The organism is Nonomuraea zeae, assembly GCF_005889725.1.
Lineage (GTDB): Bacteria > Actinomycetota > Actinomycetes > Streptosporangiales > Streptosporangiaceae > Nonomuraea > Nonomuraea zeae.
In genome coordinates this window covers 1-24,387 of the sequence record NZ_VCKX01000015.1, presented here as the reverse complement: position 1 = coordinate 24,387, position 24,387 = coordinate 1, and the positions used below count along the sequence as shown (strand labels likewise).

Annotated in this window: 28 protein-coding genes; 14 read left to right on the top strand and 14 right to left on the bottom strand. The window is 70.0% G+C overall.

Annotated features, from left to right (window positions below; translation table 11 throughout):
• Positions 1–29 precede the first annotated feature (29 nt).
• The 3 genes from ETD85_RS07320 to ETD85_RS07310 all read left to right on the top strand — a co-directional run bounded on the left by ETD85_RS07320 (position 30) and on the right by ETD85_RS07310 (position 2,269).
• On the top strand, positions 30–737 hold the full coding sequence (locus ETD85_RS07320; protein ID WP_138688837.1) for a dienelactone hydrolase family protein: 708 nt from the start codon (positions 30–32) through the stop codon (positions 735–737).
• A 162-nt stretch (positions 738–899) separates the two neighbouring features.
• Complete coding sequence (locus ETD85_RS07315) at positions 900–1,364, top strand: VanZ family protein (protein WP_206058154.1); 465 nt, start codon at positions 900–902, stop codon at positions 1,362–1,364.
• Between the two features lie 152 nt (positions 1,365–1,516).
• A complete protein-coding gene (locus tag ETD85_RS07310) occupies positions 1,517–2,269 on the top strand; it encodes a GntR family transcriptional regulator (RefSeq protein WP_138688835.1) in 753 nt (250 codons plus the stop codon).
• 642 nt (positions 2,270–2,911) lie between these two features.
• Here ETD85_RS07310 and ETD85_RS07300 read toward each other — a convergent pair.
• Positions 2,912–3,898 carry a coiled-coil domain-containing protein gene (locus tag ETD85_RS07300; RefSeq protein ID WP_138688834.1) on the bottom strand — a complete coding sequence of 329 codons (987 nt, stop codon included), beginning with the start codon at positions 3,896–3,898 and terminating at the stop codon, positions 2,912–2,914.
• A gap of 159 nt (positions 3,899–4,057) precedes the next feature.
• On the opposite strand from ETD85_RS07300, the gene ETD85_RS07295 reads away from it, so the two are divergent.
• Entirely contained in the window at positions 4,058–4,579 is a 522-nt protein-coding gene (locus ETD85_RS07295) for a gamma carbonic anhydrase family protein (protein WP_206058153.1), read from the top strand.
• On the opposite strand, the gene ETD85_RS07290 is transcribed toward ETD85_RS07295, so the two are convergent.
• A complete protein-coding gene (locus ETD85_RS07290; RefSeq protein ID WP_138688832.1) occupies positions 4,551–5,453 on the bottom strand; it encodes a DUF1349 domain-containing protein in 903 nt (300 codons plus the stop codon). The genes ETD85_RS07295 and ETD85_RS07290 overlap by 29 nt on opposite strands.
• Before the next feature lie 110 nt (positions 5,454–5,563).
• On the opposite strand from ETD85_RS07290, the gene ETD85_RS07285 reads away from it, so the two are divergent.
• Complete coding sequence (locus ETD85_RS07285) at positions 5,564–6,832, top strand: hypothetical protein (RefSeq protein WP_240779009.1); 1,269 nt, start codon at positions 5,564–5,566, stop codon at positions 6,830–6,832.
• Positions 6,833–7,047: 215 nt separating this feature from the next.
• Positions 7,048–7,209, top strand: coding sequence for a hypothetical protein (locus ETD85_RS62930; protein ID WP_020540796.1), 162 nt, complete (start codon positions 7,048–7,050; stop codon positions 7,207–7,209).
• Between the two features lie 110 nt (positions 7,210–7,319).
• Here ETD85_RS62930 and ETD85_RS07280 read toward each other — a convergent pair whose 3' ends face one another.
• The 7 genes from ETD85_RS07280 to ETD85_RS07250 all read right to left on the bottom strand — a co-directional run bounded on the left by ETD85_RS07280 (position 7,320) and on the right by ETD85_RS07250 (position 14,311).
• Positions 7,320–7,601, bottom strand: coding sequence for a metal-sensitive transcriptional regulator (locus ETD85_RS07280; protein ID WP_080044376.1), 282 nt, complete (start codon positions 7,599–7,601; stop codon positions 7,320–7,322).
• Between the two features lie 44 nt (positions 7,602–7,645).
• Entirely contained in the window at positions 7,646–8,713 is a 1,068-nt protein-coding gene (locus ETD85_RS07275) for a glycosyltransferase (RefSeq protein WP_138688830.1), read from the bottom strand.
• The gene (locus ETD85_RS07270; RefSeq protein ID WP_138688891.1) at positions 8,710–9,504 is read right to left on the bottom strand and encodes a hypothetical protein; all 795 of its coding nucleotides are present in this window, start codon (positions 9,502–9,504) and stop codon (positions 8,710–8,712) included. The genes ETD85_RS07275 and ETD85_RS07270 overlap by 4 nt, the downstream gene beginning before the upstream one ends.
• Before the next feature lie 148 nt (positions 9,505–9,652).
• Entirely contained in the window at positions 9,653–11,755 is a 2,103-nt protein-coding gene (locus tag ETD85_RS07265) for a (Fe-S)-binding protein (protein WP_138688829.1), read from the bottom strand.
• A gap of 138 nt (positions 11,756–11,893) precedes the next feature.
• Entirely contained in the window at positions 11,894–12,490 is a 597-nt protein-coding gene (locus ETD85_RS07260) for a TetR/AcrR family transcriptional regulator (protein WP_138688828.1), read from the bottom strand.
• Positions 12,491–12,707: 217 nt separating this feature from the next.
• Positions 12,708–13,472: a class I SAM-dependent methyltransferase gene (locus ETD85_RS07255; protein WP_240779008.1), complete on the bottom strand. Its 765-nt coding sequence runs from the start codon at positions 13,470–13,472 to the stop codon at positions 12,708–12,710.
• 29 nt (positions 13,473–13,501) lie between these two features.
• Positions 13,502–14,311, bottom strand: coding sequence for a sugar phosphate isomerase/epimerase family protein (locus tag ETD85_RS07250; protein WP_138688826.1), 810 nt, complete (start codon positions 14,309–14,311; stop codon positions 13,502–13,504).
• A 100-nt stretch (positions 14,312–14,411) separates the two neighbouring features.
• Here ETD85_RS07250 and ETD85_RS07245 point away from each other — a divergent pair, with 100 nt between their 5' ends.
• The 6 genes from ETD85_RS07245 to ETD85_RS07220 all read left to right on the top strand — a co-directional run bounded on the left by ETD85_RS07245 (position 14,412) and on the right by ETD85_RS07220 (position 19,134).
• Positions 14,412–15,110: a class I SAM-dependent methyltransferase gene (locus ETD85_RS07245; protein ID WP_138688825.1), complete on the top strand. Its 699-nt coding sequence runs from the start codon at positions 14,412–14,414 to the stop codon at positions 15,108–15,110.
• A 41-nt stretch (positions 15,111–15,151) separates the two neighbouring features.
• On the top strand, positions 15,152–15,520 hold the full coding sequence (locus ETD85_RS07240) for a MerR family transcriptional regulator (RefSeq protein WP_138688824.1): 369 nt from the start codon (positions 15,152–15,154) through the stop codon (positions 15,518–15,520).
• A 2-nt stretch (positions 15,521–15,522) separates the two neighbouring features.
• Positions 15,523–15,828, top strand: coding sequence for a thioredoxin (gene trxA, locus ETD85_RS07235; protein WP_206058152.1), 306 nt, complete (start codon positions 15,523–15,525; stop codon positions 15,826–15,828).
• Positions 15,829–15,960: 132 nt separating this feature from the next.
• Entirely contained in the window at positions 15,961–17,367 is a 1,407-nt protein-coding gene (gene radA / locus ETD85_RS07230) for a DNA repair protein RadA (RefSeq protein ID WP_138688822.1), read from the top strand.
• A gap of 40 nt (positions 17,368–17,407) precedes the next feature.
• Positions 17,408–18,484 carry a DNA integrity scanning diadenylate cyclase DisA gene (gene disA, locus ETD85_RS07225; RefSeq protein ID WP_138688821.1) on the top strand — a complete coding sequence of 359 codons (1,077 nt, stop codon included), beginning with the start codon at positions 17,408–17,410 and terminating at the stop codon, positions 18,482–18,484.
• A gap of 89 nt (positions 18,485–18,573) precedes the next feature.
• Complete coding sequence (locus ETD85_RS07220) at positions 18,574–19,134, top strand: dihydrofolate reductase family protein (RefSeq protein WP_138688820.1); 561 nt, start codon at positions 18,574–18,576, stop codon at positions 19,132–19,134.
• An 18-nt stretch (positions 19,135–19,152) separates the two neighbouring features.
• On the opposite strand, the gene ETD85_RS07215 is transcribed toward ETD85_RS07220, so the two are convergent.
• Positions 19,153–19,827 (bottom strand): hypothetical protein, encoded by a 675-nt coding sequence (locus tag ETD85_RS07215; RefSeq protein WP_138688819.1) that lies wholly within the window; start codon positions 19,825–19,827, stop codon positions 19,153–19,155.
• A gap of 78 nt (positions 19,828–19,905) precedes the next feature.
• Here ETD85_RS07215 and ETD85_RS07210 point away from each other — a divergent pair, with 78 nt between their 5' ends.
• Positions 19,906–20,781, top strand: coding sequence for an A/G-specific adenine glycosylase (locus ETD85_RS07210; protein ID WP_206058151.1), 876 nt, complete (start codon positions 19,906–19,908; stop codon positions 20,779–20,781).
• Between the two features lie 19 nt (positions 20,782–20,800).
• Here the strand turns inward: ETD85_RS07210 and ETD85_RS07205 are convergent, their stop codons facing one another.
• Positions 20,801–21,220, bottom strand: coding sequence for a cupin domain-containing protein (locus tag ETD85_RS07205; protein ID WP_138688818.1), 420 nt, complete (start codon positions 21,218–21,220; stop codon positions 20,801–20,803).
• Positions 21,221–21,265: 45 nt separating this feature from the next.
• Positions 21,266–21,643: a cupin domain-containing protein gene (locus ETD85_RS07200; RefSeq protein WP_138688817.1), complete on the bottom strand. Its 378-nt coding sequence runs from the start codon at positions 21,641–21,643 to the stop codon at positions 21,266–21,268.
• A gap of 60 nt (positions 21,644–21,703) precedes the next feature.
• Here ETD85_RS07200 and ETD85_RS07195 point away from each other — a divergent pair, with 60 nt between their 5' ends.
• Positions 21,704–22,174 (top strand): MarR family winged helix-turn-helix transcriptional regulator, encoded by a 471-nt coding sequence (locus tag ETD85_RS07195; protein WP_206058150.1) that lies wholly within the window; start codon positions 21,704–21,706, stop codon positions 22,172–22,174.
• Positions 22,175–22,348: 174 nt separating this feature from the next.
• Here the strand turns inward: ETD85_RS07195 and ETD85_RS07190 are convergent, their stop codons facing one another.
• The gene (locus ETD85_RS07190; protein WP_240779007.1) at positions 22,349–23,215 is read right to left on the bottom strand and encodes a sugar phosphate isomerase/epimerase family protein; all 867 of its coding nucleotides are present in this window, start codon (positions 23,213–23,215) and stop codon (positions 22,349–22,351) included.
• 847 nt (positions 23,216–24,062) lie between these two features.
• A partial coding sequence (locus tag ETD85_RS62925; RefSeq protein ID WP_170246547.1) for a sialidase family protein occupies positions 24,063–24,387 on the bottom strand: 325 nt, incomplete at its 5' end.

The window sequence follows — 24,387 nt, the reverse complement described above, 5'->3', positions numbered from 1 at the left end:
CGGCGCGCGCCATGAGCGATGCTGTTGCAATGACGACCCGCACCGACGAAGTCACCGCCCACGACGGCTCCTTCGACGTCCGCCTCTGGCTGCCCGACACGGGCAGCGGCCCCGGGATCCTGCTGGTGCAGGAGATCTACGGCGTCGGCCCCTACATCGAGAAGGTGGCGCTCGACCTGGCCGCCCGCGGCTACGTGGTGGCCGCGCCCGACCTGTTCTGGCGCCGGCAGCCGCACTGGCAGGGCGAACACACCCCTGAGGGCACGCGGGCCTCGCTGGACGTGGCCGCGGGCTTCGACATCGCGCAGGGCGTGGCCGACTGCGCGCTCACCGTCGGCCACCTGAACGCGATGCCCGAGGTGCGCGGCGGGATCGCCACGCTCGGCTTCTGCCTGGGCGGCTCGATCGTCTACATGCTGGCCACCCAGGTCGAGCCGGCCGCGGTCCTGTCCTTCTACGGCTCGGCCGTGCCCGACGCGACCGGGCTCATGGAGCGCATCGCCGCACCGCTCCTGCTGGTCTTCGGCGGCAGCGACCCGTACATCACGCGTGACCGGGTGGCCGTGGTCGAGCGGGCGGCCGAGGGCCGACCGAACGTGGTCGTCCACGTCGAGGAGGAGGCCGGGCACGCCTTCCACAACAGCGAGGCCCCGATGTTCCACCACCCCGAGGCGGCGGCGCGCGTCTGGGAGATCGCGCTCGCCTTCCTCGGCGAGCATCTGCCCGCGCGTCCGTGACCTTACGCTCTCGAAGACCGCTCCTGGCGACCTGTCCGAATGGACATCTTCCGGTACCCCTAGATCAATCGCCATCATGGTCAGATGGCGCGGACGTGGGAATTGTGGGGAAAGGTCATAATTGCTGGTACTTTTGCGCTCCCCCTGGCCTTGCTAGCAATCTTGCTCCTCTCCCGCCACCGCGCTCGCGCCAGCCATCCGGCGCCTCTGCGCACCTCGATCGCCGACGTCGGCATCGTGGCCGGGACCGCTCCCTGGATCTGGATGATCCTCACCCCGTCGAGCGGTCAGACCGGAGTCAGTCTCGTCCCGTTCATGGATCTCGCCGACCTCGCCGGCGCACCGTGGGAGGCGGTGTTGGTGCAGGTCGGAGGCAACTTGCTGGTGTTCGCCGCGCTCGGCGCACTGCTGCCCGTACGCAGCGGCGCCATGTCCTCTGTGGCGCGCGTTGCGGCCCTCTCCGCGGCCTTTTCGGTCCTGGTCGAAGTGCTCCAGTACGCGCTCAGACTCGGCCGGTTCTCCTCCGTCGACGACGTCCTGCTCAACACGACGGGGGCGGTGATCGCCGCATTGATTACTCGCCGCTGGTGGGCCGGTCGAATACCGGCCGGGATCGTTCCACGATAACGGTCTGCGAAAACACTGCGGAATTCACCACACGGGCACGATCCGCTCAAAAGAAGCTCGCGACCAACCTCTGTATCTGTGCGATCGTGGACAAGACGGGGCAAGTTCTCTGGAGACGCCAGAACCTGGTTGGTGACAGAGGGTGATCATACGTGTCTGAATCCCCGGTACCTCACGAGCCCCCTATTTATCGACGCATCGCCGACGGCCTCCGCGCCCGGATCCTGTCCGGCGAACTGCGCGACGGGGACCGATTGCCGGGCGAGAACGCGCTGATGGCCGAACACGCAATCGCACGAGCCACCGCCAGGCAGGCGCTTGCCGTACTGATCAACGAAGGGCTGGCGGTGCCCAGACGAGGCTCGGGGGTATACGTGCGGCTGTTCAAACCAATCAGACGGCACGGCTCACGCCGCCTGTCACGAGAGCAATGGGGGCAGGGCCGGGCCATCTGGGACGCCGACGCCCGCGGCCGCCCTTTCACCGTGGACCGGGTCGAGATCGCTCTGGAGCGCGCCAGCGAGGAAGTGGCCGCCGTTCTGGAGAGCGGCGAGGTGTGGGTGCGCCGCCGCCGCTACTCGGTCGACTCCAGACCCGTGCAACTGGCCACCTCCTACTTCCCCGCCCGGCTGGTCGAGGGCAGCGCCATCACGCTTCCCGACACCGGTCCCGGCGGCGTCTACGCCAGGCTCGGCGATCTGGGCCTGCCCCCTGCCCACTTCACCGAGGAGGTGCGCGCCCGCATGCCGGGACCGCGCGAGAGCGGGCTGCTCGACCTGCCGGGAGGCACGCCGGTGATCGTGATCGCCCGCACCGCGTACACGTCGGGCGGGCTGCCCGTCGAGCTCAACGAGATGGTCCTCGACTCCGCCGCATACGTACTCCAGTACGACTTCGACGCCTAGTTCAAGGTGATCTGTCAAGCGATAGGTTGACCTGTCCATCACGATCATTGATATCTCTAGAGATGTGCCGCACCTTTTAAGGAGATGGAAACCTCGCTTGGGGGCCGGGAAAGGCGGACAGCGATGTCCTTTGATCGGCACCTTGCCGAAATCGCCCGGGAATACCCCCAGTGGACCATCTGGCGGAGCGATGCCGGCCGCTGGTGGGCCACGAGACACCATCCGCTCAGCGCGGCGCAGCGCGATGCCGGATGTGCGATGACCATCGACGCGGACGACCCGGAGAGCCTGCGCGACCTGCTCCGGGACCAGGAAAGGCGGGCTGGTGAGCAACATCGGTGGCGAGCCGGCCCCGCGCCCACTTGACGCGGGCCGTGGAGCGGTCCGCGCACACGAGCAGCCCGGTGCCGGGTCCAGCGTCTCGGCGGCCCCGGCACCGGGCCCCCAATCAGGAGGGGCCACGAACGCGGAAGCCTCCGACCCTATCGGGGGCGGGGGCTTCCGCTCCGTACAGTCGGAGCGGGCTGTTCGAGCGGCGGTCGCGTGCGGGCGTACGGAACGGGTCGATCACGCCTGCGGCGCCCCCGACGTGAAAGAGCCCCGCCGTACGCCGGCGAGGCTCCTTCCCGGTCGGCCCGCGGGCTACTTGTGCGCCTCGGACAGCCGGATGATGTTCACGTCGGTGTCGTCGGAGACGGCGACCTTCTTCGTCGGAGTGTCGTCCGCCTGCGGCTCGTCCTCCTCGATGATGACCCGCACGTCCTCCTGCGGCGACGGCAGCGCGGGCTGGGCCGGCGGGGCCGCGATGGGCTCGGGGACGAGCGCGCCCGCCGCCGCCTCGGTGCGCATCAGGTCGCCCAGGACCGAGCTGACCTCCGACAGCCGCCGCACGACCTCGGTGTGCGTGTTGGTGAGGTAGTCGACCCGGCGGCCCGCCTGCTCGTCGATCGCGGCGGTACGCTGGCGCGCGTCCGCGAGCATCGACTCGGCGTCGTCGCGTGCGCTCCTGACCAGCTGCTCGGCCTGCGCGTTGGAGGACTGCAGCAGCTGCTCCGCCTCCGACTGGGCAGCCGACAGCACCCGCTCGGCCTCGGCCCGCGACTCGCGCAGGGCCTCCTCCGACTCGGTGCGGGCCGCGGTGAGCTGCTCCTCCGCGTCCGAGCCCGCCTGGGCCAGCATCCGCTCGGCCGCCGCCGTGGCCTCGCTCACCCGGCGCTCGGCCTCCGCCTGCGCGGAGGTGAGGATCTTGTCGGCGGTCTCGCGGGACGTCGTCACGAGCCGGTCGGCCTCCGACTTGGCCGCGTCGCGCACGCTCGCGGCCTCGGCCTCGGCGTCCTCCCGCTTGGCCGCGGCCTCCTCCTCGCCGAGCCGGAGGATCTGCGCCAGCCTGGGACTCAGGTCGTCATAGCTCTGGGGCGCCTCGACCATCCGCCGCCTGGCCTCCGCCAGCTCGATGCGGCCCTGTTCGGCCTGGTCGATCGCCCGCGCCAGCCGTTCTTCCAGATCCCTTACCTGGTTGCGGGTGCGGATCATGTAGTCGTGGACCTGACGGCGGTTGTAACCGCGCATCACGACTTCGAAGGTGTCCTCTTGCATCAGATCGGGAATGCTCTCGTGCTGGTTTGTCATGGGGGTTACCTAAGGGTGGTTTGCGTGAGGCGGGGGAAAACTGCGGGTTGTGAGGGTCTGACGACGAGACGTCAGGAAACGACTTTCCTGCCATCTGCCCACTTCCGCAACCGGAACGCCATACACGGGCCGCGGAGCTCGGGAATTACGATGTGTCGGATGTACATAGCAGCGTTGGATAACGGAGCAGTCCCCGACATACACCCCGAGGCGTACATCGCGCCTGGTGCCGTCGTTGTCGGCAGCGTACGGGTGGGCCGGGCGTCCAGCATCTGGTACGGCTCCGTTCTCCGTGGGGACGACGAGCGGATCGAGATCGGCGAAGAGTGCAACGTACAGGATCTGTGCTGCCTGCACGCCGACCCGGGTGAGCCGGCCATCCTGGAGGACCGGGTCAGCCTGGGCCACAAGGCCATGGTGCACGGCGCCCACGTGGAGTCCGGTGCGCTGATCGGGATCGGCGCGATCGTGCTGGGCGGCGCCCACGTGGGAGCGGGGACTCTGGTGGCGGCGGGAGCGCTCGTGGGGCCGGGCAAGAAGATCCCGTCCGGGGTGCTGGTCGCCGGCGTGCCCGGGAAGATCGTGCGCGAGCTCACCGACGACGACCGGGCGTCTTTCGCCCGCACGCCGGACAACTACCAAGCCAAGGCGCTCAGGCACCGGCAGGCGTCATCGCTTTGATCAGGACCTCGTCCGACACCGAAGCGGTGTTGAGCGGGTCGGCGTACTCGGGCAGCTCCGGCCGCAGGAACCGGACGAAGTCGACGGTCAGCTTCAGGTCGGGCGTGCCCTTGACCTGCTTGGCGTTGGCCTTGGTGGCGTCCTTCTTCAGCAGGTTGTAGCTGTCCCAGTCGCTGTAGGCGGTCACGCCCCACTGCAGCACGTCGGGCAGGTTGGACGGCCAGCGGCGGCCGACCTTCCACTTGCCGCCGTCCTCCTTGTAGAGCGCGACGAAGACCCGGCCGACCCTGGCCAGCGCCAGGTCCACCCAGCCGGCCTTGACGGCCAGCTCCTGCGGTTTGGAGCTGCCGTCCTGGGTGTACTTCACCTCGACCTGGCCGCTCTTCTCCGCGGTGCCGGTGGCGACCGACACCCAGTTGGGCTTGGCGTACGAGCCGGGCTGGCGGGCCATCAGGCCGCCGAGGGAGAACTTGCGCTTGGGCTGGCCGCCCTTCTTTCCCTCGACCTTGACCCTGGCGTGCATGACGATGTCCCCGGCGAGCTCCTGGTAGACGAAGGGGCCGCGGAAGCCGTCGAACCAGGCCGAGGTCTTGGGCTCCAGGTACATGGAGCCCTTCACGGTCTTGTTCACGTCGTACTTGGCGATCCGGTCGACGTCCTTCTCCGTCGTGCTGAGCTTGGTCCACATCGTCATGTCCGCCGCGTCGGCGAACTCCGTCGAGGCCTCGCCCACCTCGCCGCCGGGCGCGGGCGGCGAGGCGTTGCTCAGCGTGAGCACGCCCGGTCCTGAGGGGGTCGGCGGTGCCGCCGTCGTCGTCCCGCAACCGGCGAGCGCGCTCACGACTGCCAACGTCCCTGCTACCTTCACCCTCATAGCGGACATTCTGCCGTGAAATGCCGATGGATGATCCGAGTACTCCCAGTACGATGACGGCCGTGCGACCTTGGGATGCGTTCACCTCCGCAGAGGCGGAGGTCCGTGCGATGGTCGCAGACCCCCGCTGGCAGGGGCTTTCCGTGCCCGACCGGGCCCACGTCCTGGCCGCCAGAATACTTGTGACCCCCGATGGCGACAGATGGCTCTTCGGCGCGCACGCGCGCTGGCATCTGCACGATCCCGGCGACGGCCGCTGGCACCTCGCGCCCCCGCCCAGGGGCACCCGGCCGCGCCAGGTGCGGCACACGGCGGCGGTGCTGCCCGACGAGGTGGTCCCGCACGGCCCCGACTTCCACGCCGAGCCCGGCTCCACCCAGGCGTTCATCGGCCCCGACGTCTCCGAGCACCTGACCGAGCAGCTCAGAGTGCTGCTGCGGGCCAGCGGGCGCAAGTCCGAGCTGGACTACCCGCTCACGGCCTTCGACGAGATCTTCGCCTCCGACGTGCCGAGCACGGTGGCGGCCATCTGGGGCACGATCATGTGGTGCGCGTACGCGCCCGCCTTCGACGGCAACGAGCGGCTGATCACCGTCTTCGGCGAATACCTGCGCCGCTCGCTGCCCGGCGACGAGTGGGTGCGCTGGCTGCCGCAGCCGCCGCTGCTCGACCTGGCCAGGCTCGTCGCCGAGCGGCTGCGGGCGGGCCGCTCGCGGGCCGCGCTCAGGCTGGCCGCGGTCATGGCCGACACCGCCCAGATCCTGCTGTCCGACACCCGGTTCAGGCCGCGGGCGCTGGCGCTGCTCACGATGGTCGAGCCCGTGCTGCGCCGCCCGGGGCTCGACGCCGGCCTGGCGGACGACGAGGCGGTGCGCGAGGCGTGGCTCCGGCGCTGCCCGGCGCGGCTGGGCCGGGCGCTGTTCTGGGAGACCGACCCGGAGGCGCACTTCCGGCACGCCGTCTACGACCTGGCCGAGGCGCTGCGGTTCGCGTCCGACCCGGCCGGCGCCACCGCGGCCTACCTCGCGGATCTGTCCGACTCCAAGGGGCGGCTGCCGTCGCTGCTGGACCACCGGCTCAGGCGCGCCTACGAGGAATTGGACCGTGCCGGGCTCACCGGCACGTCGGCGGGCGACTCGACCGAGCCTGACGGCTTCCCCGTCATCACCCAGACCGGCGGGGTCTCGATGAAGCCCGCTCCGGTGCTGGAGGTGGCGCCGCCCGACAGGGGCAGCGCGGCGGCGGTGCTGGGGGCCGCGTACGCGACGGGGCTCGCGTGGGGCAAGCTGACCGGAGCCAGGGTGCCGGAGCGCGGGCTGGCCGGGCAGACGGCGCTCGTACGCAGGCTGATCCACGAACGCGACGATCGTCACACGTAACCCACTATTATCGTTATTTCACTCTAACTCCGCCCATATCGTCCTATCACTTGAGCGATCAGGAAATTCGCTGAATTGTGATCTCGGATTCGGGAAATGATCCCCCTGGGGCCCCCGAGGCGCGGAAAGGAATGACTCCGATGGGCCATGTTGCCTGAAGACCCTCCGCCGTAACCTCGTAGAGGGTGTGGGCTGCGGAAGGAAAGGACGACGCGGTGGGGCACGACGACCTGGACTCTCGGGTCCACGACCGTGTCGCGTTGGACGAGATTGCGCTCTACGCCGAGGTGCTCACCGCCGTGGCAGTCAGCGAGCGGCGGCTGACCTTGGACGAACTCGACGACGCGCTCGGATTGCGGACTTCGGCGAGCCGCTGAAGGACCATCACGATTACTAGCCCCGGGGACCTAGTTCCGGAACTCGAATGAGGACCGGGACCATGGTTTCCGGGGTTTCACATAACTAGTCAATCGCCGGGGCTCGTCTCCTACGAACGGACGAGGCGGGCGATCGCCGCCGACGCCTCTTTCACCTTCGCCTCGGCCTCGGGCCCGCCGGTGTTGATCGCGTCGGCCACGCAGTGCGAGATGTGCTCCTCCAGCAGCCCGAGCGCCACCGCCTGCAGCGCCCGGGTGGCGGCGGAGACCTGGGTGAGCACATCGATGCAGTAGGCATCGTCATCGACCATGCGCTGCAGGCCCCGGATCTGCCCCTCGATTCGCCTGAGGCGCGTCAAGTATGCCTGCTTGTCTCCGCTGTACCCATGCATGCTTCTACGGTACCCGTAACCCGTATAAGCGTCCGCGCTCTCGTTCAGCGGAGATCGGTGATCAGCTTCTCCCACTGCTCGGCCACCTCGTCGGCGGAATGCCGCACGGCCGTGTCCAGAGCACCCGCGGCGAGCGAGCGCCGCCGGCGCTCGTCGTCGATCAGCGCCAGCAGCGCCGACGCGTAGAGCTGGAGCTCGCTCTCCGACTCGGGCACCAGCACGCCGTTGTAGCCGGTGGCCACGAACTCGGTCGAGCCTCTCGCCCCGTCGAAGGCCACCACGGGCACCCCGCACCCCATGGCCTCCAGCACGGTCATGCCGAGGTCGCCGTTGCGCGAGGTGTTGGCCACGATCGACGCCTTGGCGAACTCGCCCGCCAGGTCGGGCGTCGTGCCCATGAAGTAGACGTGGTTGTGCAGGTCGAGGTCACGGACCAGCGCGCGCAGCCGCCGCTCCTCGGGGCCCCCGCCGTAGAGCCGCAGCCGCCAGTCCGGCCGCTTGTCCGCCACGATCGCGAACGCCCTGATCAGCCGGTCGTACGCCTTGACCGGCACCCAGCGCCCACCGGCGGCCACGATCCTGTTGTCCATCCGCGAGCGCGGCCAGGGACCGCTCGGCAGCGCGTCCAGCACGGAGTGCACGAGAGGCCCGTCGGCGAGCAGCTTGGTCCACTCCTCCTGGGCCGAGTCCGTGGCCGTCACGACGGCGTTCAGGCGCGGGTAGAAGCGTTTGACGGGCCCCGGCACGGCCGGCCTGCCCCACTCCCTGGCGATCTTCAAGGTTTCACGTGGAGCGTGCCTGGCGGCCTGGACGCTGAGCCCCGGCCTGGTCGTGATCAGGACGTCGGACTTGAGGTTGCGCAGCAGCCGCCAGAACGCGACCTCGGTGCGCACCTGACCGCGCGGGAGCAGGTGCCTGACGCCCGGCCTGGCGTCGACCACGCTGCGCATGGTCACGTTGGGGCCCACCGGGAAGAACGGTTTGTCCTTCTGCCGCCTGACGCTGATCACCTCGACGTCGTGCCGCTCGGCCAGGGCGGTGGCCAGGTTGAGCGTGGCGCGCACGTCGCCGCGCATGGCGTACGCGGAGGCGAGGACCAGGCTGACCTTCATCCGCCCACCTCGATCCGCAGCTCGTCGTCGGCGGTGTAGCAGGGCCTGATGGGCACGCCGTCCACCTTGGCCGCGGGATAGTGCAGCCGGCGTCTCTTGCCGTCCACGTCGTCGAGCCGCGCGCCGAGCCGCAGCGGCGCGGGCACGCCCTCGACCTCCAGCGCCGGCTCCCAGGTGCCGGCGGAATCGGGGTCGGCGGCCAGCACGTCCACGAGCGACACGGCCGCGTGGAAGCGCACGCCCTGCACGGTGGCCCTGGAGGACACCTGCGCGCTCGTCTGGCGGCGGTCCAGGGTCAGCCTGGCCTCGTGGCGGGAGTCGTCGTCCTCCAGCCCGGTGTAGGCCAGCAGGCCCGTCACCTCGAAGCGGCCCTCCCTGAACCAGACGGCCCGGACCTCGGCCACCGGCTCGGCGTCGGAGATCTTCAGCGCCAGGAAGCCGTTGCGGGTGCGGTAGGAGCGGTAGGCGAGGGTCCGCTTGCACAGCGCGTACGCGTCGAGGTGGTCGAGGGAGAAGCCCGGGTCGGCGCTCCTCAGCCTGGTGCGCTTGCCGTCGTGGCGCAGGTAGGCGTCCCAGCGCCCGGCGCTGAGCTCCAGCGGCGCCAGCGAGACCGCCAGCGAGGTCTCGCGGGCCCGCGCACGCGAGGTGCCGAGCAGGACGTCGCGTTCGTCGCCCGTGGTGCGATGCCTGAGCACGAGCTCGGTGCCGTCTTCCAATGGTTCGTCGATGGCGAGTCGAAGGGATAGCACGTCGGCCAGGGTGACTTCGGCGTCGGTGACCACGACGCGCATCACGAGCCCCCTCCCCGTCGAATAGAGCCATGCGACGTTGAGGTTACCGTGATTTTCCCGTTATGTGGATGGCAGATTTCTTGCACCGGCCCCTGCTGACGTGCGGAACTCCTCCACAAGGGCTGTGGAGGAGTCCGACTTTTCGTGGTCAGGTAGGGGTCTTGACTGATTTGATCAAGAGCTGGGCCACGTCCACGACTTCCAGTGATTCTTTGGCCTCGCCGTTGTTCTTCTTCTCGTTGATGGCGTCACCGAGCATCACCATGCAGAACGGGCAGGCGGTGGAGACGGTGTCGGGGTTGGTGGTCAGCGCCTCGTCCACGCGCTCGGTGTTGATGCGCTTGCCGATGCGCTCCTCCATCCACATGCGCGCACCGCCGGCGCCGCAGCAGAAGCCCCGGTCCTTGTGACGGTGCATCTCCTGGGTCTGCACGCCGGGGACCTTCGACATGATGTCGCGGGGCTGGGAGTAGACCTTGTTGTGGCGGCCGAGGAAGCACGGGTCGTGGTAGGTGATCTTCTCCTCGATCGGCGTGACCGGGGTGAGCAGTCCCTCGTCCACCAGCTTGGCCAGGAGCTGGGTGTGGTGCACGACCTCATACGTGCCGCCGAGCTGGGGATATTCGTTGGCCAGCGTGTTGAAGCAGTGGGGGCAGGTGGCGACGATCTTCTTGACGCCCGCCTCGTTGAGCGTCTCGATGTTCTGCTGGGCGAGCATGTTGAACAGGTATTCCATGCCCAGACGGCGGGCCGGGTCACCGGTGCACGCCTCCATCGGGCCGAGCACCGCGAACTTGACGCCCGCGATGTGCAGCAGCTCCGCGACGGCCTTGGTGGTCTTCTTCGCCCGGTCCTCCAACGCGCCCGCGCAGCCCACCCAGAACAGGTATTCGGTGTCCTCGGGCATCTTCTCGTCGACCAGCTCGACCTCGAAGTCGAGCTCCTCGATCCAGTCGGCGCGCTTCATCTCGGACATGCCCCACGGGTTGCCCTTGTTCTCCAGGTTCTTCACCATCACTCCCGCCTCGGACGGGAACGACGACTCCACCATGACCTGGTAGCGGCGCATGTCGAGGATGTGGTCGATGTGCTCGATGTCCACCGGGCACTGCTCGACGCAGGCGCCGCAGTTGGTGCAGGACCAGAGCACGTCGGGGTGGATCACGCCGTCCTCGCCCACGAGCGGCTTCTCCAGCAGCGCCAGCACGTCGGTGTCCTTGTGCTGGTCCTGGTCGGCCGCCATCAGGTAGGGGGCCACCTTGAAGGCGTGGTCACGCTGGTCGAGGATGAGCATCTTCGGCGAGAGCGGCTTGTCGGTGTTCCACGCCGGGCACTGCGACTGGCAGCGGCCGCACTCCGTACAGGAGTAGAAGTCGAGGAAGCCCTTCCAGGTGGTGTCGCCGATCTTGCCGCGGCCGAGCCGCTCGGGGTCGAGGTCCTCGTCCTCGAAGTCGACCGGCTTGCCGTCCACGCGCATCTCGACCGCCGCCCCGAGGCCGTCGGGGCGGCGCGAGAAGAGCACGTTGAGCGGGGCGGTGAAGATGTGCAGGTGCTTGGAGTGCACCACGATGACCAGGAACACCAGCATGAAGCCGATGTGCAGGAGCAGCGCGATCTCCTCCAGCAGCGCGTTCTGCGGCAGCACGTCGCCGAGCGCGAGCGAGGCGAACGCCCCCGAGGAGTAGGGGAAGTTGCCGTTGGCCGCGGCGGCGCCGCGGGCCAGGAAGAGCGTCCAGATGATGTTGAAGATCATGAACAGGACGAGCCACGCGCCGCCGAGGTGCGAGCCGGAGAACCGGGAGTCGCGGCCGAGCTTGCCGGGAGAGTTCTTGATCCGGATTGCCGCGAAGGCGACCAGGCCGAGCAGGCAGGCGACCGCGATGAAGTCCTGCAGGAAGCCGAGCACGCCCCAGGTGCCGATGAGCGGGATGTGGAAGTCGGGCGTGCCGGTGATCGCGCCTTGGATGATCGCGCCGTACGCCTCGATGTAGACGGTCAGCAGGATGAAGAAGGCCCACATGACGAAGAAGTGGGCGACGCCCGACGGGGTCCACTTGAGCAGCTTCTTCTGCCCGAACACCTCGACGAGTTGCGCCTTGGCCTCATCGCCCGCATGCGCCTTGGCGTATTCGATCCGCTCAGGCGCAGGTGGGCCCACGGTGGCCAGCTTGAACAGGAACAACGCCCTGCGGCCGGCGACGGCCACCGCCGCGACGGTCATGACAAGCCCGATGACGGCTACCCAGAGCACGGGGTCCTCCCAGGACGACTTTGGCTGTCAGCGTACGCTCACCCGCATCGCAGACCTCTCCTCACGATCCTACCCACGGGTAACATCTTCGGTGTACGCGACATACCCTAAGGTCACCGCCCACTCTAGAACAATGCTCTAGGGTGTGAAGTACCTCTGAAGAGTCGGCCCGAGCAGTTCGACCAGTTCCTCATGATCGGCGCTCGCCAGCGGCTCCAGCTTGAGCACGTAACGGCCCATGATCACGCCGAACATCTGCGCGAACCCGGCCTCGACCTGCAACTGCGGCACGCCGAGCCGGGCGGCCACCTGGTAGAGCAGCGCGTTGGTGATGAACTCCCTGAACATCCCGGCGGCCTGGTCGTTCGTCATGGCCGAGCGGATCAGGGCCACCATCGGCTCGCGCGTCTCGGGCGCGGCGGTGACGCGCAGGACCAGGCGTACGAGCCGCTCGCCCAGCTCCTCGCGCGGGCCGTCGAGCAGGACGGGGATGACCTCGTCGGGCGTGATCGGCAGCTGCATGGCCGCGGCGAACATGCCCTCCTTGGTGTCGAAGTAGTGGTGCACGAGGGCCGGATCGACCTTGGCCTCCCTGGCGATGCCGCGCACGGTGGCCTTGTCGAACCCCTTCTCGGCGAACACCCGCCTGGCGGCCGTGAGGATCTCCCCCCGCGTGTCCGCCGACCCCGGCCTCCGCCCGGGCCTCCGCTTGCTGGTCCCATTTTCAGCGCTCATGGCCTCACTCCGTGAGGCAGGCTCGGTCGCCCAACGACGCCGCCTTCCCCCGCTCTGGTCGCTCCGCTCCCGCCACTCCTCCAGACGCCGCCGCTCCCTCGCGCATTCATGGGCCTCACTCCGTGAGGCGGGCTCGGTCGCCCAACGACGCCGCCTTCCCCCGCTCTGGTCGCTCCGCTCCCGCCGCTCCTCCAGACGCCGCCGCTCCCTCGCCGGGTCACCGGCCCACCGCCAGGTAGACGCGCATCGGGACGGAGAGGAGGCCCTCGGGGAAAGCTTTGCGGAGCTCCACGCGCTGGCGGTCGACCAGCTCGTCGGCGGTCTGCGGCGACATGGCCGCCATGTACGAGTGGGAGCGCAGGCCGAGCAGGAAGTCCTCGATGCCGACCAGCCGGGTCCAGGGGATCCAGCGTTCCTCGATCACCTCGAAGGCCGCGGCGATCGGCGGGACCGACCACTCCTCGACGGCCGGCCCCCAGTAGGTGGGGACCGCCTCGGCCAGCCGGGCCTCGTAGGCGGCCAGCCAGTCGGCCTGGGCGGCGTGGTTGAGGTTCCAGCAGCCCACGATCGCCCCGTCCGGCCGCAGCACCCGCCTGGCCTCGGCGATCGAGACCACCGGGTCCAGCCAGTGCCACGACTGCGCGTAGGTCACCAGGTCGGCCACCCCGTCGGCGAGCGGCAGCGCGTTGCCGTCGGCCAGCACGGCCGCGACAGGCGGCGGGGCACCCCGCTCGCCTTCCTCTCCACCCTCCCCGGCCGCCCGCGACACCAGCCGCGCGAGCATCTCGGCGCCCGGATCGACGGCGATCACCTGAGCCCCGCGCGCCCTGAGCGCCCGGGTCAGGATGCCCGTGCCCGCGCCGACGTCCACGGTGGTGGCGCCGTCGAGATCGACGCCGGACAGCTCGCTCAGCGCGCGGTACATCTCGTCGGGATAGGCCGGCCGGCCCGCGTCATAGGCGTCCGCCACGCTGTCGAACACCCGGCCAAGATCCTTGAGCGGCCCCCCGCTCACGAGGACGCCGCCAGGTGCAACCGGGCGAAGGCCAGCGCCTCGGCCAGATCGTCGATCCGTTCGGTACGGCTGGCCGCCTTGCGCGTGTTGATCTCCAGGACGACCAGCCCCGAATAGCCGTTGGTGGCCAGGCGCTCCAGCATCTGGGCACACGGCTGGTTGCCCCGGCCGGGCACCAGGTGCTCGTCCTTGTTGCTCACGCCCAGCCCGTCGGCCAGGTGCAGGTGGGCCAGCCGGTCGCCGAGCTTGACCGCCATCTCCATGGCGTCGGAGCCCGACACGGCCGTGTGCGACAGGTCGAGGGTGACCTGCGGGAAGTCGTAGTCGATCGGGTTCCAGTCGGGTGAGTAGGGCACCACGTCGTTGCCCCTGGCCTTGAGCGGGAACATGTTCTCGACCGCGAACGCGACACCCGTCTCGTCACGCATCCTGGCCAGCCCGGTCTCGAAGTCGCGCGCGTAGTCACGCTGCCAGCGGAACGGGGGATGGACCACGACGGTCGAGGCGCCGAGACGCTCTGCCGCCTTCTGCGCCTTGACCAGCTTGGCCCAGGGGTCGCGCCCCCAGACCCGCTGCGTCACGAGCAGGCAGGGCGCGTGGATGGCCAGGACGGGCACCTCGTAGTGCTCCGAGAGCCGCTCGATCACGTCGATGTCCTGGCTCACGGGATCGGCGCCCACCATGATCTCCACGCCGTCGTAACCCAGGCGCGCGGCCAGCTCGAACGCGTCAGGAGTGCGTTCCGGATATACCGAAGCGGTGGACAATGCGATCTTCGCATTGGGCACGCGGATGACATCAGCCACGTTGCCAGCCTAAGCCGGAGAAGCCGATCTGGCGCGCGAGCCCCACTGATGGGCCGCGTCGGGCGGCTCCCGGAGGTGACGAAGCACCTACCGTTGAGTCATGCCACGGATAGCGAAAGGTGCGATCCCGAGCCCGAACATCTGGAACACGCCCCAGGTCTACGAGCTGGAAAATCGCGCCGTCGACCCGGAGGGCGCGGCCGGCGCGGCCATGCGCGCGCTGCGCCCATGGGACGGCGCCACCGTGCTCGACATCGGCTGCGGCACGGGTTACCACCTGCCGACCCTGGCCGCCGAGGCGGCGCGGGTGATCGGCGTCGAGCCGCACGGCGACCTGGCCGGGCTGGCCCGCCGCCGCTGCGCCGGGCTGGCCAACGTGGCGGTGCACGCGGCAACGGCCCAGGAGCTGCCGCTGCCCGACGCGAGCGTGGACGTCGCCGTCGCGCGGTGGGCGTACTTCTTCGGGCCCGGCTGCGAGCCGGGGCTGCGCGAGCTGTCCCGGGTGGTACGCCGCGGCGGCGCGGCCTTCGTCGTCGATCTGGACGCCGCGCGGGGGGCGTTCGGCCGCTGGTTCTCGCGTACCGTGCCGACCTACTCCGCCCGCGAGGTCGAGTCGTTCTGGGACCGCCAGGGCTGGCAGCGGCGGCCGCTGGACCTCCGCATGGTCTTCCAGCGGCGGGCGGACCTGGAGGCGGTGCTGCGCATCGAGTTCACGCCCGAGGTGGCCGAGCAGGCGATCGCGGAAACGCCCGGTCTGGAGCTCCCCTATCCGAACGTCCTGCGCTGGCGCTACTTCTGAGGCTTGACATTGACGTCGGTGTCAACGTTTACCGTGGTGGCATGCGCATCGGTGAGCTGGCGGAACGCACCGGAGTGAGCACCCGCTCGCTTCGTTACTACGAGCAGCACGGGCTGCTCAGCGCCCGTCGCGGGTCCAACGGCTATCGCGACTACAGCGAGGACGACGTCCGGCTGGTGTCCGAGATCAGGGCCCTGCTGAAGGTCGGGTTCACGCTGGAGGACACCCGGCCGTTCGTGGACTGCCTGCGGCGGGGGCACAGCACGGGGGGCTCGTGCGCCGAGTCGGTCGAGGTCTATGAGCGCAAGCTGACCGAGATCGACGAGGAGATCCGCGTCCTGCTCGCCCGGCGTGCGGAAGTGGCCGCCCAGCTCGCCCAGTCGTGCCCAGGTTGCTTCGTAAGGGGATGAAGATGATCACACTGACCACGGACAACTACGAGGAGCAGGTGCTCAAGAACGACAAGCCGGTGCTGGTCGAGTTCTGGGCCGAATGGTGCGGGCCGTGCCGCATGGTTGGCCCCGTGCTTGAGCAGATCGAGGCCGAGCACGGCCTGACGATCGGCAAGCTCAACACCGACGAGAATCCCGAGATCATGGCCCGGTACGGCGTCATGGCCGTGCCGACGATGCTGTTGTTCGAGAACGGCGAGCCGGTCAAGCAGATCATCGGCGCCAAGCCCAAGCGCATGCTCGTCTCCGAGCTGGGCCTGGCCTGACCCGCCGACCGGCCCTTCCCGAGGTCCGCGCGCCTGCATCCGGCCCGGCCGCGTCCGGCCCGGTGAGGTGACCGGCCGTGCCGTGCGAGCGGGGCGCGAAGATTGTCGGTACGGGCCGCTAGCCTGCTCCACATGGCCAAGACTGCCCAGAAGCCCGGATACCGCTGCGCCGAATGCGGGTGGCGCACCACCAAATGGGTGGGCAGGTGCGGCGAGTGCCAGGCCTGGGGCACGGTCGACGAGGAGGGCGCCCGCGCCGGGGTCACCGTCGTCCAGGCGGGCGCCACCACCGCGCCCGCGCTGCCGATCGGCCAGGTCAAGGCCGAGGTGGCGGCGGCGCGCACGACCGGCGTGGCCGAGCTCGACCGGGTGCTCGGCGGCGGCCTGGTGGCCGGCGCGGTGGTGCTGCTGGCCGGCGAGCCCGGCATCGGCAAGTCCACACTGCTGCTGGAGGCGGCTGCCCGCATCGCCGAGCGCGAGACGGTCCTCTACGTGACGGGCGAGGAGTCGGCGGCCCAGGTGCGCCTGCGCGCCGACCGCATCGGCGCGATCCAGGACCGCCTCTATCTCGCGGCGGAGACCGAGCTGTCCGCCCTGGTCACCCATGTGGAGAAGGTGCAGCCGACGCTGCTGGTGGTCGACTCGGTGCAGACGGTCGGCTCGGCCCAGGCCACCGGCGTGGCCGGCGGGGTGACGCAGGTCCGCGAGGTGGCCGCCAACCTGGTGCGGCTGGCGAAGGAGCGCAACATGGCCACGGTGCTCGTCGGCCACGTCACCAAGGACGGCACGATCGCGGGCCCGCGCACGCTGGAGCACCTGGTCGACGTCGTGCTCAACTTCGAGGGCGACCGCCACTCCCGGCTGCGCATGGTGCGCGCGATCAAAAACCGGTTCGGCCCCATCGACGAGGTCGGCTGCTTCGACCTGCACGAGCGGGGCATCGAGGGCATCACCGACCCGAGCGGCCTGTTCGTCTCGCGGCGCAGCGAGCCGGTCCCCGGCACCTGCGTCACCGTCACGGTCGAGGGCACCCGCCCGCTCCCCGCTGAGGTCCAGGCCCTGGTCGCGCGCACGGAGGCGCAGCAGCCCAGGCGCACCTCGTCGGGGCTCGACACCTACCGCGTCCAGATGATCCTCGCCGTCCTGGAGCGCCGGCTCAACGCCCGGCTCGGCGGATGCGACGTGTTCACCGCGACCGTCGGCGGCATCAAGCTGGCCGACCCAGCCGTCGACCTGTCGGTCATGCTCGCCGTCGCCAGCGCCGCGGGAGACAAGCCGCTGCCCGCCGGCCTGGTCGCGCTCGGCGAGGTGGGCCTGGCCGGCGAGTTGCGGCCGGTCAAGGACGTGCGCAGGCGGCTGTCGGAGGCGGCCAGGCTGGGCTTCAAGCGCGCGCTCGTGCCCGCCGGATCCCTTGAGGAGGGCGGCCGCAAGCGCACCGGGCAGCGCTCGCTGGTGCCGGTCGGGCCGGTGGCGTTCGCCCCCGGATTTGAGGTCTTCCAGGCAGAGAACGTCTGGGACGCACTCACACACGTCACATAGCACGGCTAAGCTGAGCTTGACCAATCGACACGGGGGTCAGGTGGATAGGAGTCTTGACGACCGCCGTCGCGACGCTTTGGCCGCTGTGGCGCCGGGCACACCTCTGCGCGACGGCCTGGAGCGCATCCTGCGCGGGCAGACCGGCGGGCTGATCGTGCTCGGCTACAACAAGGTCGTCGAAGAGGTCTGCAGCGGCGGTTTCGAGCTCGACGTCGACTTCTCGGCCACCAGGCTGCGCGAGCTGGCCAAGATGGACGGAGCCATCGTGGTGAGCGGCGAGCAGCGGATCATCCGCGCCGCCGTCCATCTCGTGCCCGACCCCTCGATCTCCACCGACGAGTCCGGCACCCGCCACCGCACCGCCCAGCGCGTCGCCCGGCAGACCGGCCTGCCCATCATCGCGATCAGCAAGTCGATGCGGATCATCGCCCTCTACCTCGACGGCATCCGCTACGTCCTGGAGGAGTCCGCGGCCATCCTGTCCAAGGCCAACCAGGCCCTGGCCACCCTCGAACGCTACAAACACCGGCTCGACGAGGTCTCCGGCACCCTGTCGGCCCTGGAGATCGAAGACCTGGTCACGGTCCGCGACGTGGCCGCCGTCGCGCAGCGCCTGGAGATGGTCCGCCGCATCTCCGACGAGATCAAGGGCTATGTGGTGGAGCTGGGCACGGACGGCCGGCTGCTGTCCCTCCAGCTCGACGAGCTGGTCGCCGGGGTCGACTCGGAGCGCGAGCTGGTCATCCGCGACTATCTGCCCGCCCCGTCCGGCCGCCGCCAGCGCCGCCTGTCCGAGGCCCTGCACGAGCTGGACAAGCTGTCCGGCGGCGAGCTCCTCGACCTGGCCGCCGTGGCCCACCTGCTGGGCCACGGCGGCACCGACAAGCTCGACAGCCCGGTGAGCCCGCGCGGCTTCCGCCTCCTGGCCAAGGTGCCGCGACTGCCCGCCTCGGTGGTCGACCGCCTGGTCAACCACTTCGGCGGCCTGCAGAAGCTGCTGGCGGCCAGCATCGACGACCTGCAGGCCGTGGGCGGCGTCGGGGAGTCCAGGGCGCGCAGCGTCCGCGAGGGCCTGTCCCGCCTCGCCGAGTCCTCCATCCTCGAACGCTACGTCTGAGCGAAAATCTCTTGCCGGGGATGTAGAGAACCGGCTCCCGGCTCCGACCTCCGCACGAAAGCGATGCGGAACAGGCGGAGGAGCCGGACATGCGTAAGATCATCTTCTGGGTGCACACCTCGATCGACGGGCACATCGACGGGCCGCAGGGCGAGTTCGACTGGCCGGTGATGGGCGATGAGCTGTCGGCGTACTCGGAGACGCTCACCGAGCGGGTCGACACCTTCCTGTACGGCCGGGGCGTGTGGGAGGGCATGGCGGCCTTCTGGCCCACCGCCGAGTCGGTCTCGGACCATCCGCACGTGCTCAGGTTCACCCCGATCTGGCGCAGCACGCCGAAGATCGTCTTCTCGACCACCCTCAAGGACGCGGACTGGGGCACCACCGTGCTGGGGAAGAACCTCGCCGAGGACGTGGCCGAGCTCAAGCGGCAGCCCGGCAAGGACCTGCTGCTGACCGGCGGCTCGGCCCTGGCCGCCGCGCTCACCGAGCTCGGCCTGATCGACGAGTACCACATCGCGGTGCACCCGGTCGTGCTGGGCGGCGGCAGGCCGCTGTTCGCCGCCCGCGCGGACCGGCTCGGGCTGCGGCTGGTCGAGTCGCGCACGTGCGACTCGCAGGTGGTGGTCATGCGCTACGACCGCGCCTGACGATCCCGCGCCCTCGGGTCAACGAAGGTGGAAGACGCCCTTGGTGCTGCGCAGCTTGCCCATGCGGACCGAGGCCACGTACGTGCCGGGCAGCGCCGCGGCCGGCGTGGTGCGGCAGTCGGTGCTGGAGCGGCGGCGGTCCCAGTCCAGCGACCGGACGTACGGCACTCCCCGCTGGAGCTGCTGCACCTCCGTGCCCGGCCCGCTCACGCAGTCGGCGGTGGACCAGATCCGGTCCGCCCCCGAGGTGATGCGGATCTCCATGGCGCGCGGGCCCACGTCGGCCGTGCACATGACGGGCCCCGTGTTCACCAGCGTGACCAGGAAGCTGGGCTTGGTCCCCGCCGCGTAGATCTGCTCCTTGCCGCCCTGCAGGCTGAGCACCAGCTCCGACTCCGCGCACGGCTCTCCGGGCCGCTTCGGCCGGGCGACCGGGGACGTCTTGGGCACGCTGGGGGTGGGCGACGGGCTGGTGGTGCCCATGGCGAGCGTACGCAGGCCAGCCAGCAGCGGATCAGCCGCGGGGGTGACGCTCGGGGTCGACTGGGCGCTGGACGTACGCTCCGGCCCGCTGCCCCCGCTCGAACACGCCCACGCCACCACGGCCACCACGACGAGGACCGCCACCAGCACGCTCATCCGCCGTCGCCAGTAGACGTCACCGCCGTCCCCACGCATCGTATCCGGATCCATACGCTCAGCATGGTTACCTCAGGACTGCGAGGAGTGACGACACGCCGAGGCCATTCATCTAGGCATACCCTTGACCGCGTGGTTGAGTCGAACCTCCTGCACGCCCCCGTTCTGGACTGGTACGAGGACAACGCCCGAGACCTCCCGTGGCGAGCTCCCGACGCCACCCCGTGGGGGGTGCTGGTCAGCGAGATCATGCTCCAGCAGACCCCGGTCGTCCGCGTTCTGCCGGTCTGGCACGAATGGATGGCCCGCTGGCCCACTCCCGAGGCGCTGGCCGCCGAACAGCCCGGCGAAGCCGTGCGCCACTGGGGCCGGCTCGGCTATCCCCGCCGCGCGCTGCGCCTGCACGCCTGCGCCAAGGCCATCACCGAGGAGCACGGCGGCGAGGTGCCGTCCGACCACGCGACCCTGCTGGCCCTGCCGGGCATCGGCGAATACACCGCGGCCGCGGTCGCCAGCTTCGCCTACGGCGGACGTCACGCCGTCCTGGACACGAACGTCCGCAGGGTGTTCGCCAGGGCCGTACGCGCGGAGGAATATCCACCCACGGCCACCTCGGCGGCCGAGCGGCGCCTGGCCGAGACCCTGCTGCCCGAGCTGGGGGCCGCCCGTTGGGGCGTGGCGGTGATGGAGCTGGGCGCGCTGGTCTGCACGGCTCGCGCCCCGCGCTGCGCCGACTGCCCGATCACCCACCTGTGCGCCTGGCGCCTGGCGGGCAAGCCGCCGCACGCCGGCCCCGCGCGCAAGGGCCAGACGTACGCGGGCACGGACCGCCAGTGCCGCGGCCGGCTCCTTGCGGTGCTGCGCGCGGCCCACGGCCCGGTGCCCAAGGCGGCACTCGACGTCGTGTGGGACGACGCCCCACAGCGCGAACGCGCCCTGGACGGCCTGATCGCCGACGGCCTGGCCGAGCACCTCGACGACGGCACCTACCGCCTCCCCCACGGCTGACCCCGCACGAGCCCCGCCGTCACCGGACCCAGAGCGGCACGATGCGTTCGGCGTCCTTGGGGGCCAGGTCACAGGCGCCGGGCTCCGAGACGCCGCCGGGGTTGTAGACCTCGGCCCCTGGCGGCGCCACCACGATCGCGGCGAACCCGGCCGCCGGGTCGGCGACCATCTGCCTGCTCACCTCCGCGGGCAGCACCATGGTGTCGCCCGCGGCGACCTCGAACCGCTCCCCGCCCAGCTCCACGACGGCGGCCCCGTCGAGCCACGTCCACACCAGCTCGGCATCGAACGCGTGCACCGGGCCCACCATGCCGGGCTTGGCGTCCACCCGCCACACGGCCTGCCCGGCCTGCCCCTGAGTGGGAGAGGCCAGCGTGGTCATGACCCCGTTGGGCGTCTCGACCCGGCGCCGATCAGCCGCCGGAACGACAGACTTCATCAACGATCCCCTTCCTCGATCTTCTTGATGGCCCGTCCTGGGCCTTCACGCGATCCATGGCGGGACGCCGTAGTCGGCCCCGTCCGCGCTCATGGCCCTGGCGCCGGCCGGAGCCGTGACGACCGCCACGTAGCCGTTCTCCGGGTCGGCGAGCACCTGCCGCACCGTGTGCGCGGGCATGACGACAACGTCTCCGGCCGCGACGGCGAACGTCTCGCCACCCAGCTCGACGGTCGCCGCCCCGGCGAGCCAGCTCCACACCTGCTCGCTGTCGAAGTCGTGCACCGGCCCGGCGACACCCGGCTTGGCCTCCACCTTCCAGAGCGAGCGCGAGGCCCCTCCCTGCGTCGGCGAGGCGAACGTCGTCATGACCCCGCTGGGAGTCTCCGATCGCCGCGCCTGCGCGCCACGTATGACAGTCACGCGTCCAACCCCCTAAGATAGGCAACTACGTTGTCTATATAGTTAACCAGGTTGTCTATCGTGTCAAATGACGCCCCCGGCTTCGAACTTCCGTTGCGCCTGCTGCTCGCGTTCAGGATGCTGATCGACGAGTTGCACGCCGAGCTGGCCCGGCAGGGGCATCCGGACATGCGGCCCATGCACGGGTTCGTCATGCAGGCCATCGGCCCGGGCGGCACCACGGCCGTCGAGCTGGGCCGGACGCTCGGCGTCTCCAAACAGGCCGCGGGCAAGACGATCGACACCCTCGAACGTGTCGGCTACGTCGAGCGCACCGCCGATCCCGACGACACGAGACGCAAGATCGCCCGGCTCACCCCGTACGGGCTGGACGCCCTGCACCGCTCGGCCCGCATCTTCGACGACCTCCGCGCCCGCTGGGCGAACGAACTGGGCGAAGACCGGCTACGGGCGCTGGAGGCCGACCTGCGCAAGATGACTCCCGCCAACCTGTGGCGCCTGGACACCCCCGGCTGGTTCGGCAGCCTTTGAGCCGCCCGCCCCCGGCGGCCATGGCGTGCGGGCAGGGGCACCTGTACGGCGCTCAGACGGGGATGTGCCGCCTCCCGTCGAGTCCCGCAGGTCAGGGGCAAGGAACGGAGCCGTCAGGCGGCACAGGCGGCACAGGAGCGCCGCCGGACGGCGATCAGCCGGTGGCCGGAGCCGTCAGGCGGCGAGCTGGAGGCCCAGGCTGGTCAGGTTCGTACGGGCCCACGCCAGCTCCTCCGCCAGCATCGACACCAACGCCCCAGGCCCCTTGGCCCGTCCAGGCACCATCAGGTTGTGCGTCTCGACCTCGATGTGCGCACTCCCGCTGACCGCCCCCGACAGCATCGCCGTCAGCGTGTCGTGCAGCACCGCGCCCGTGCTGGGCGTCTCCCCCGTGTGGTTGTGCACGTGCCCCAGCTTGACCACCGGCGCACCGGCCTCGGCCAGCCCCTTGAGCGCCGCACCCGGCTCCTCGGCGCCGCAGGCGAGGTGACAGGCGTCCAGGCAGACGCCCAGGTGCTCGGAGTCGATGCCGCACACCCGCTCAAGGGCCTGCTCGGTCGTCTCAAGCACGCACCCGGGCCAGGGCTCGAACCCGACCCGGATCGTCTTGCCGGTCACGCTGTAGATGCCGCGCAGCTCGCGGGCCAGCCGCTCCAGCCGGCGGGTGGCGATGGAGTGCAGATCGGCGGGCCAGTCACGCCGCCAGCCGATCGGAATCGTGGAGATGCTCCCGAACCGCACGTCCTCCGGCAGCAGGAACGCCAGGATCTTGGCCAGCGCCATGGTGTAGCGGTATCGCTCGGGCTTGGCCCAGTCGGGTCCGGGGACCTCCTGGTTGCGTCCGCCGGTGCCGTTGAGGCTCACGACCTCGAGGCCGCGCTCCTCGAGGGAGCGGCGTAGCCGTACGAGCTCGATGCGGTCGGCCGTGAGGTGGTCGGCGACGCTCGGCGAGAGCCAGAGGCCGATGCCCATCCGCTCCACGCCCAGCCGCTTGCGCACCGGGACCGCGTAACGGGTGAGGTGGGCGATCAAGTTCTCCAAGTCTTCAGCGGGGTGGACGCCTGCGTTGTAGGCGAGGTGAACGAGCGTTCCGTCAGCGTGACGCAGGCGCATCGGTTTCCTCCACGGCTTGCTTTAGTGTTCCCGTCGCCCGCCCCGGACGTGCGAACCCTGTGAGCATGCCTGCTTGCGGGTGACGCACGCGTCCGCCCTGAGTTGATTTCTTACTACTCCCCAGGGAGCAGCCCTCAGCCTAGGAACACGATCTTGTGGCTCACTTGGATGAGACTTGGCGTAGCTCTACGCAGTGTAGTACTACTCGCGGTGGTGCGATACCCGCCCGCCCAACAATTACGCAACGGCCGCATCCGGCATCACTTCCGCCCACGTCGCCATATCCAGCGCGAGCGGATCTTACGGCGGTAGGTCATGTTAGAAGTGAAACCTGTCACACCGGAGCGGATTGACGATCTCGATACCTACCGAATCCGACACCGCCCAACAAAACTCCCAGGGCACGGCCAAGATCGAGAGAACGCACGAATCGGCACACTCAGGTCGCAAACCACGGGCGCTCGGCAGGGGCGCTCGGTAAAGGCGCAACGGGAACCACTCGGGCCCGCAGCACCCGTGACGGGACGGGGACCGCTCGGGCCTCAGAGCACCGTGACGGGGACAGGGGGCACTCGGGAGCCGCATCCCCGCAGCCCGATGGGGACCGCTCGGGGCCTGGAGCACCGGGACGGGGACCAAGACCGAGACGGGGACGAGACCGAGACGCGACGGGACTGGGCGGAAATGGGACCGGAGAAACGAGACCGGAGAGTCGGGACCCGGGGAAGCAGAGACCGGGGCGCGACGGGACGGGACGGGATGCAGGGAGCGGGGCTCAGCGTAGGCCGATGGCGCTCTCCCAGAACCAGTTCCAGCGGATCTCGTCCCTGAAACGGGCCGCCCCCGCCTCATACAGCACGCCGATCGCGCCATTCCCGATGAGCGCCATGTCCGAGTATCCGGCGTGGTCGCCGTCGATCCGGACACCCGCATTACCGACGCTGTTGTCGTAGTTGCGCCAGGTCGCCCCCTCGTCGAAGGACGAGCGGACGTTCAGGCCCACCGGGTTGTTGTCCGTCTTCGGCGTGGCCGGCGCCGACAGCAGGATCCGGGTGTAGGCACCGCCGTCCCAGCGCTGGCGGAGCAGGGCCGGGTGGGTG

Excerpts from the sequence above, each read along its gene's own strand:
- ETD85_RS07320 (WP_138688837.1), top strand. The coding sequence starts at position 30 with ATGACGACCCGCACCGACGAAGTCACCGCCCACGACGGCTCCTTCGAC.
- ETD85_RS07300 (WP_138688834.1), bottom strand. The coding sequence starts at position 3,898 with ATGACAAACCAGCACGAGAGCATTCCCGATCTGATGCAAGAGGACACC.
- ETD85_RS07295 (WP_206058153.1), top strand. The coding sequence starts at position 4,058 with ATGTACATAGCAGCGTTGGATAACGGAGCAGTCCCCGACATACACCCC.
- ETD85_RS07290 (WP_138688832.1), bottom strand. The coding sequence starts at position 5,453 with ATGAGGGTGAAGGTAGCAGGGACGTTGGCAGTCGTGAGCGCGCTCGCC.
- ETD85_RS07285 (WP_240779009.1), top strand. The coding sequence starts at position 5,564 with ATGGTCGCAGACCCCCGCTGGCAGGGGCTTTCCGTGCCCGACCGGGCC.
- ETD85_RS07280 (WP_080044376.1), bottom strand. The coding sequence starts at position 7,601 with ATGCATGGGTACAGCGGAGACAAGCAGGCATACTTGACGCGCCTCAGG.
- ETD85_RS07275 (WP_138688830.1), bottom strand. The coding sequence starts at position 8,713 with ATGAAGGTCAGCCTGGTCCTCGCCTCCGCGTACGCCATGCGCGGCGAC.
- ETD85_RS07270 (WP_138688891.1), bottom strand. The coding sequence starts at position 9,504 with ATGCGCGTCGTGGTCACCGACGCCGAAGTCACCCTGGCCGACGTGCTA.
- ETD85_RS07260 (WP_138688828.1), bottom strand. The coding sequence starts at position 12,490 with ATGAGCGCTGAAAATGGGACCAGCAAGCGGAGGCCCGGGCGGAGGCCG.
- ETD85_RS07245 (WP_138688825.1), top strand. The coding sequence starts at position 14,412 with ATGCCACGGATAGCGAAAGGTGCGATCCCGAGCCCGAACATCTGGAAC.
- ETD85_RS07240 (WP_138688824.1), top strand. The coding sequence starts at position 15,152 with ATGCGCATCGGTGAGCTGGCGGAACGCACCGGAGTGAGCACCCGCTCG.
- trxA (WP_206058152.1), top strand. The coding sequence starts at position 15,523 with ATGATCACACTGACCACGGACAACTACGAGGAGCAGGTGCTCAAGAAC.
- radA (WP_138688822.1), top strand. The coding sequence starts at position 15,961 with ATGGCCAAGACTGCCCAGAAGCCCGGATACCGCTGCGCCGAATGCGGG.
- ETD85_RS07220 (WP_138688820.1), top strand. The coding sequence starts at position 18,574 with ATGCGTAAGATCATCTTCTGGGTGCACACCTCGATCGACGGGCACATC.
- ETD85_RS07215 (WP_138688819.1), bottom strand. The coding sequence starts at position 19,827 with ATGGATCCGGATACGATGCGTGGGGACGGCGGTGACGTCTACTGGCGA.
- ETD85_RS07205 (WP_138688818.1), bottom strand. The coding sequence starts at position 21,220 with ATGAAGTCTGTCGTTCCGGCGGCTGATCGGCGCCGGGTCGAGACGCCC.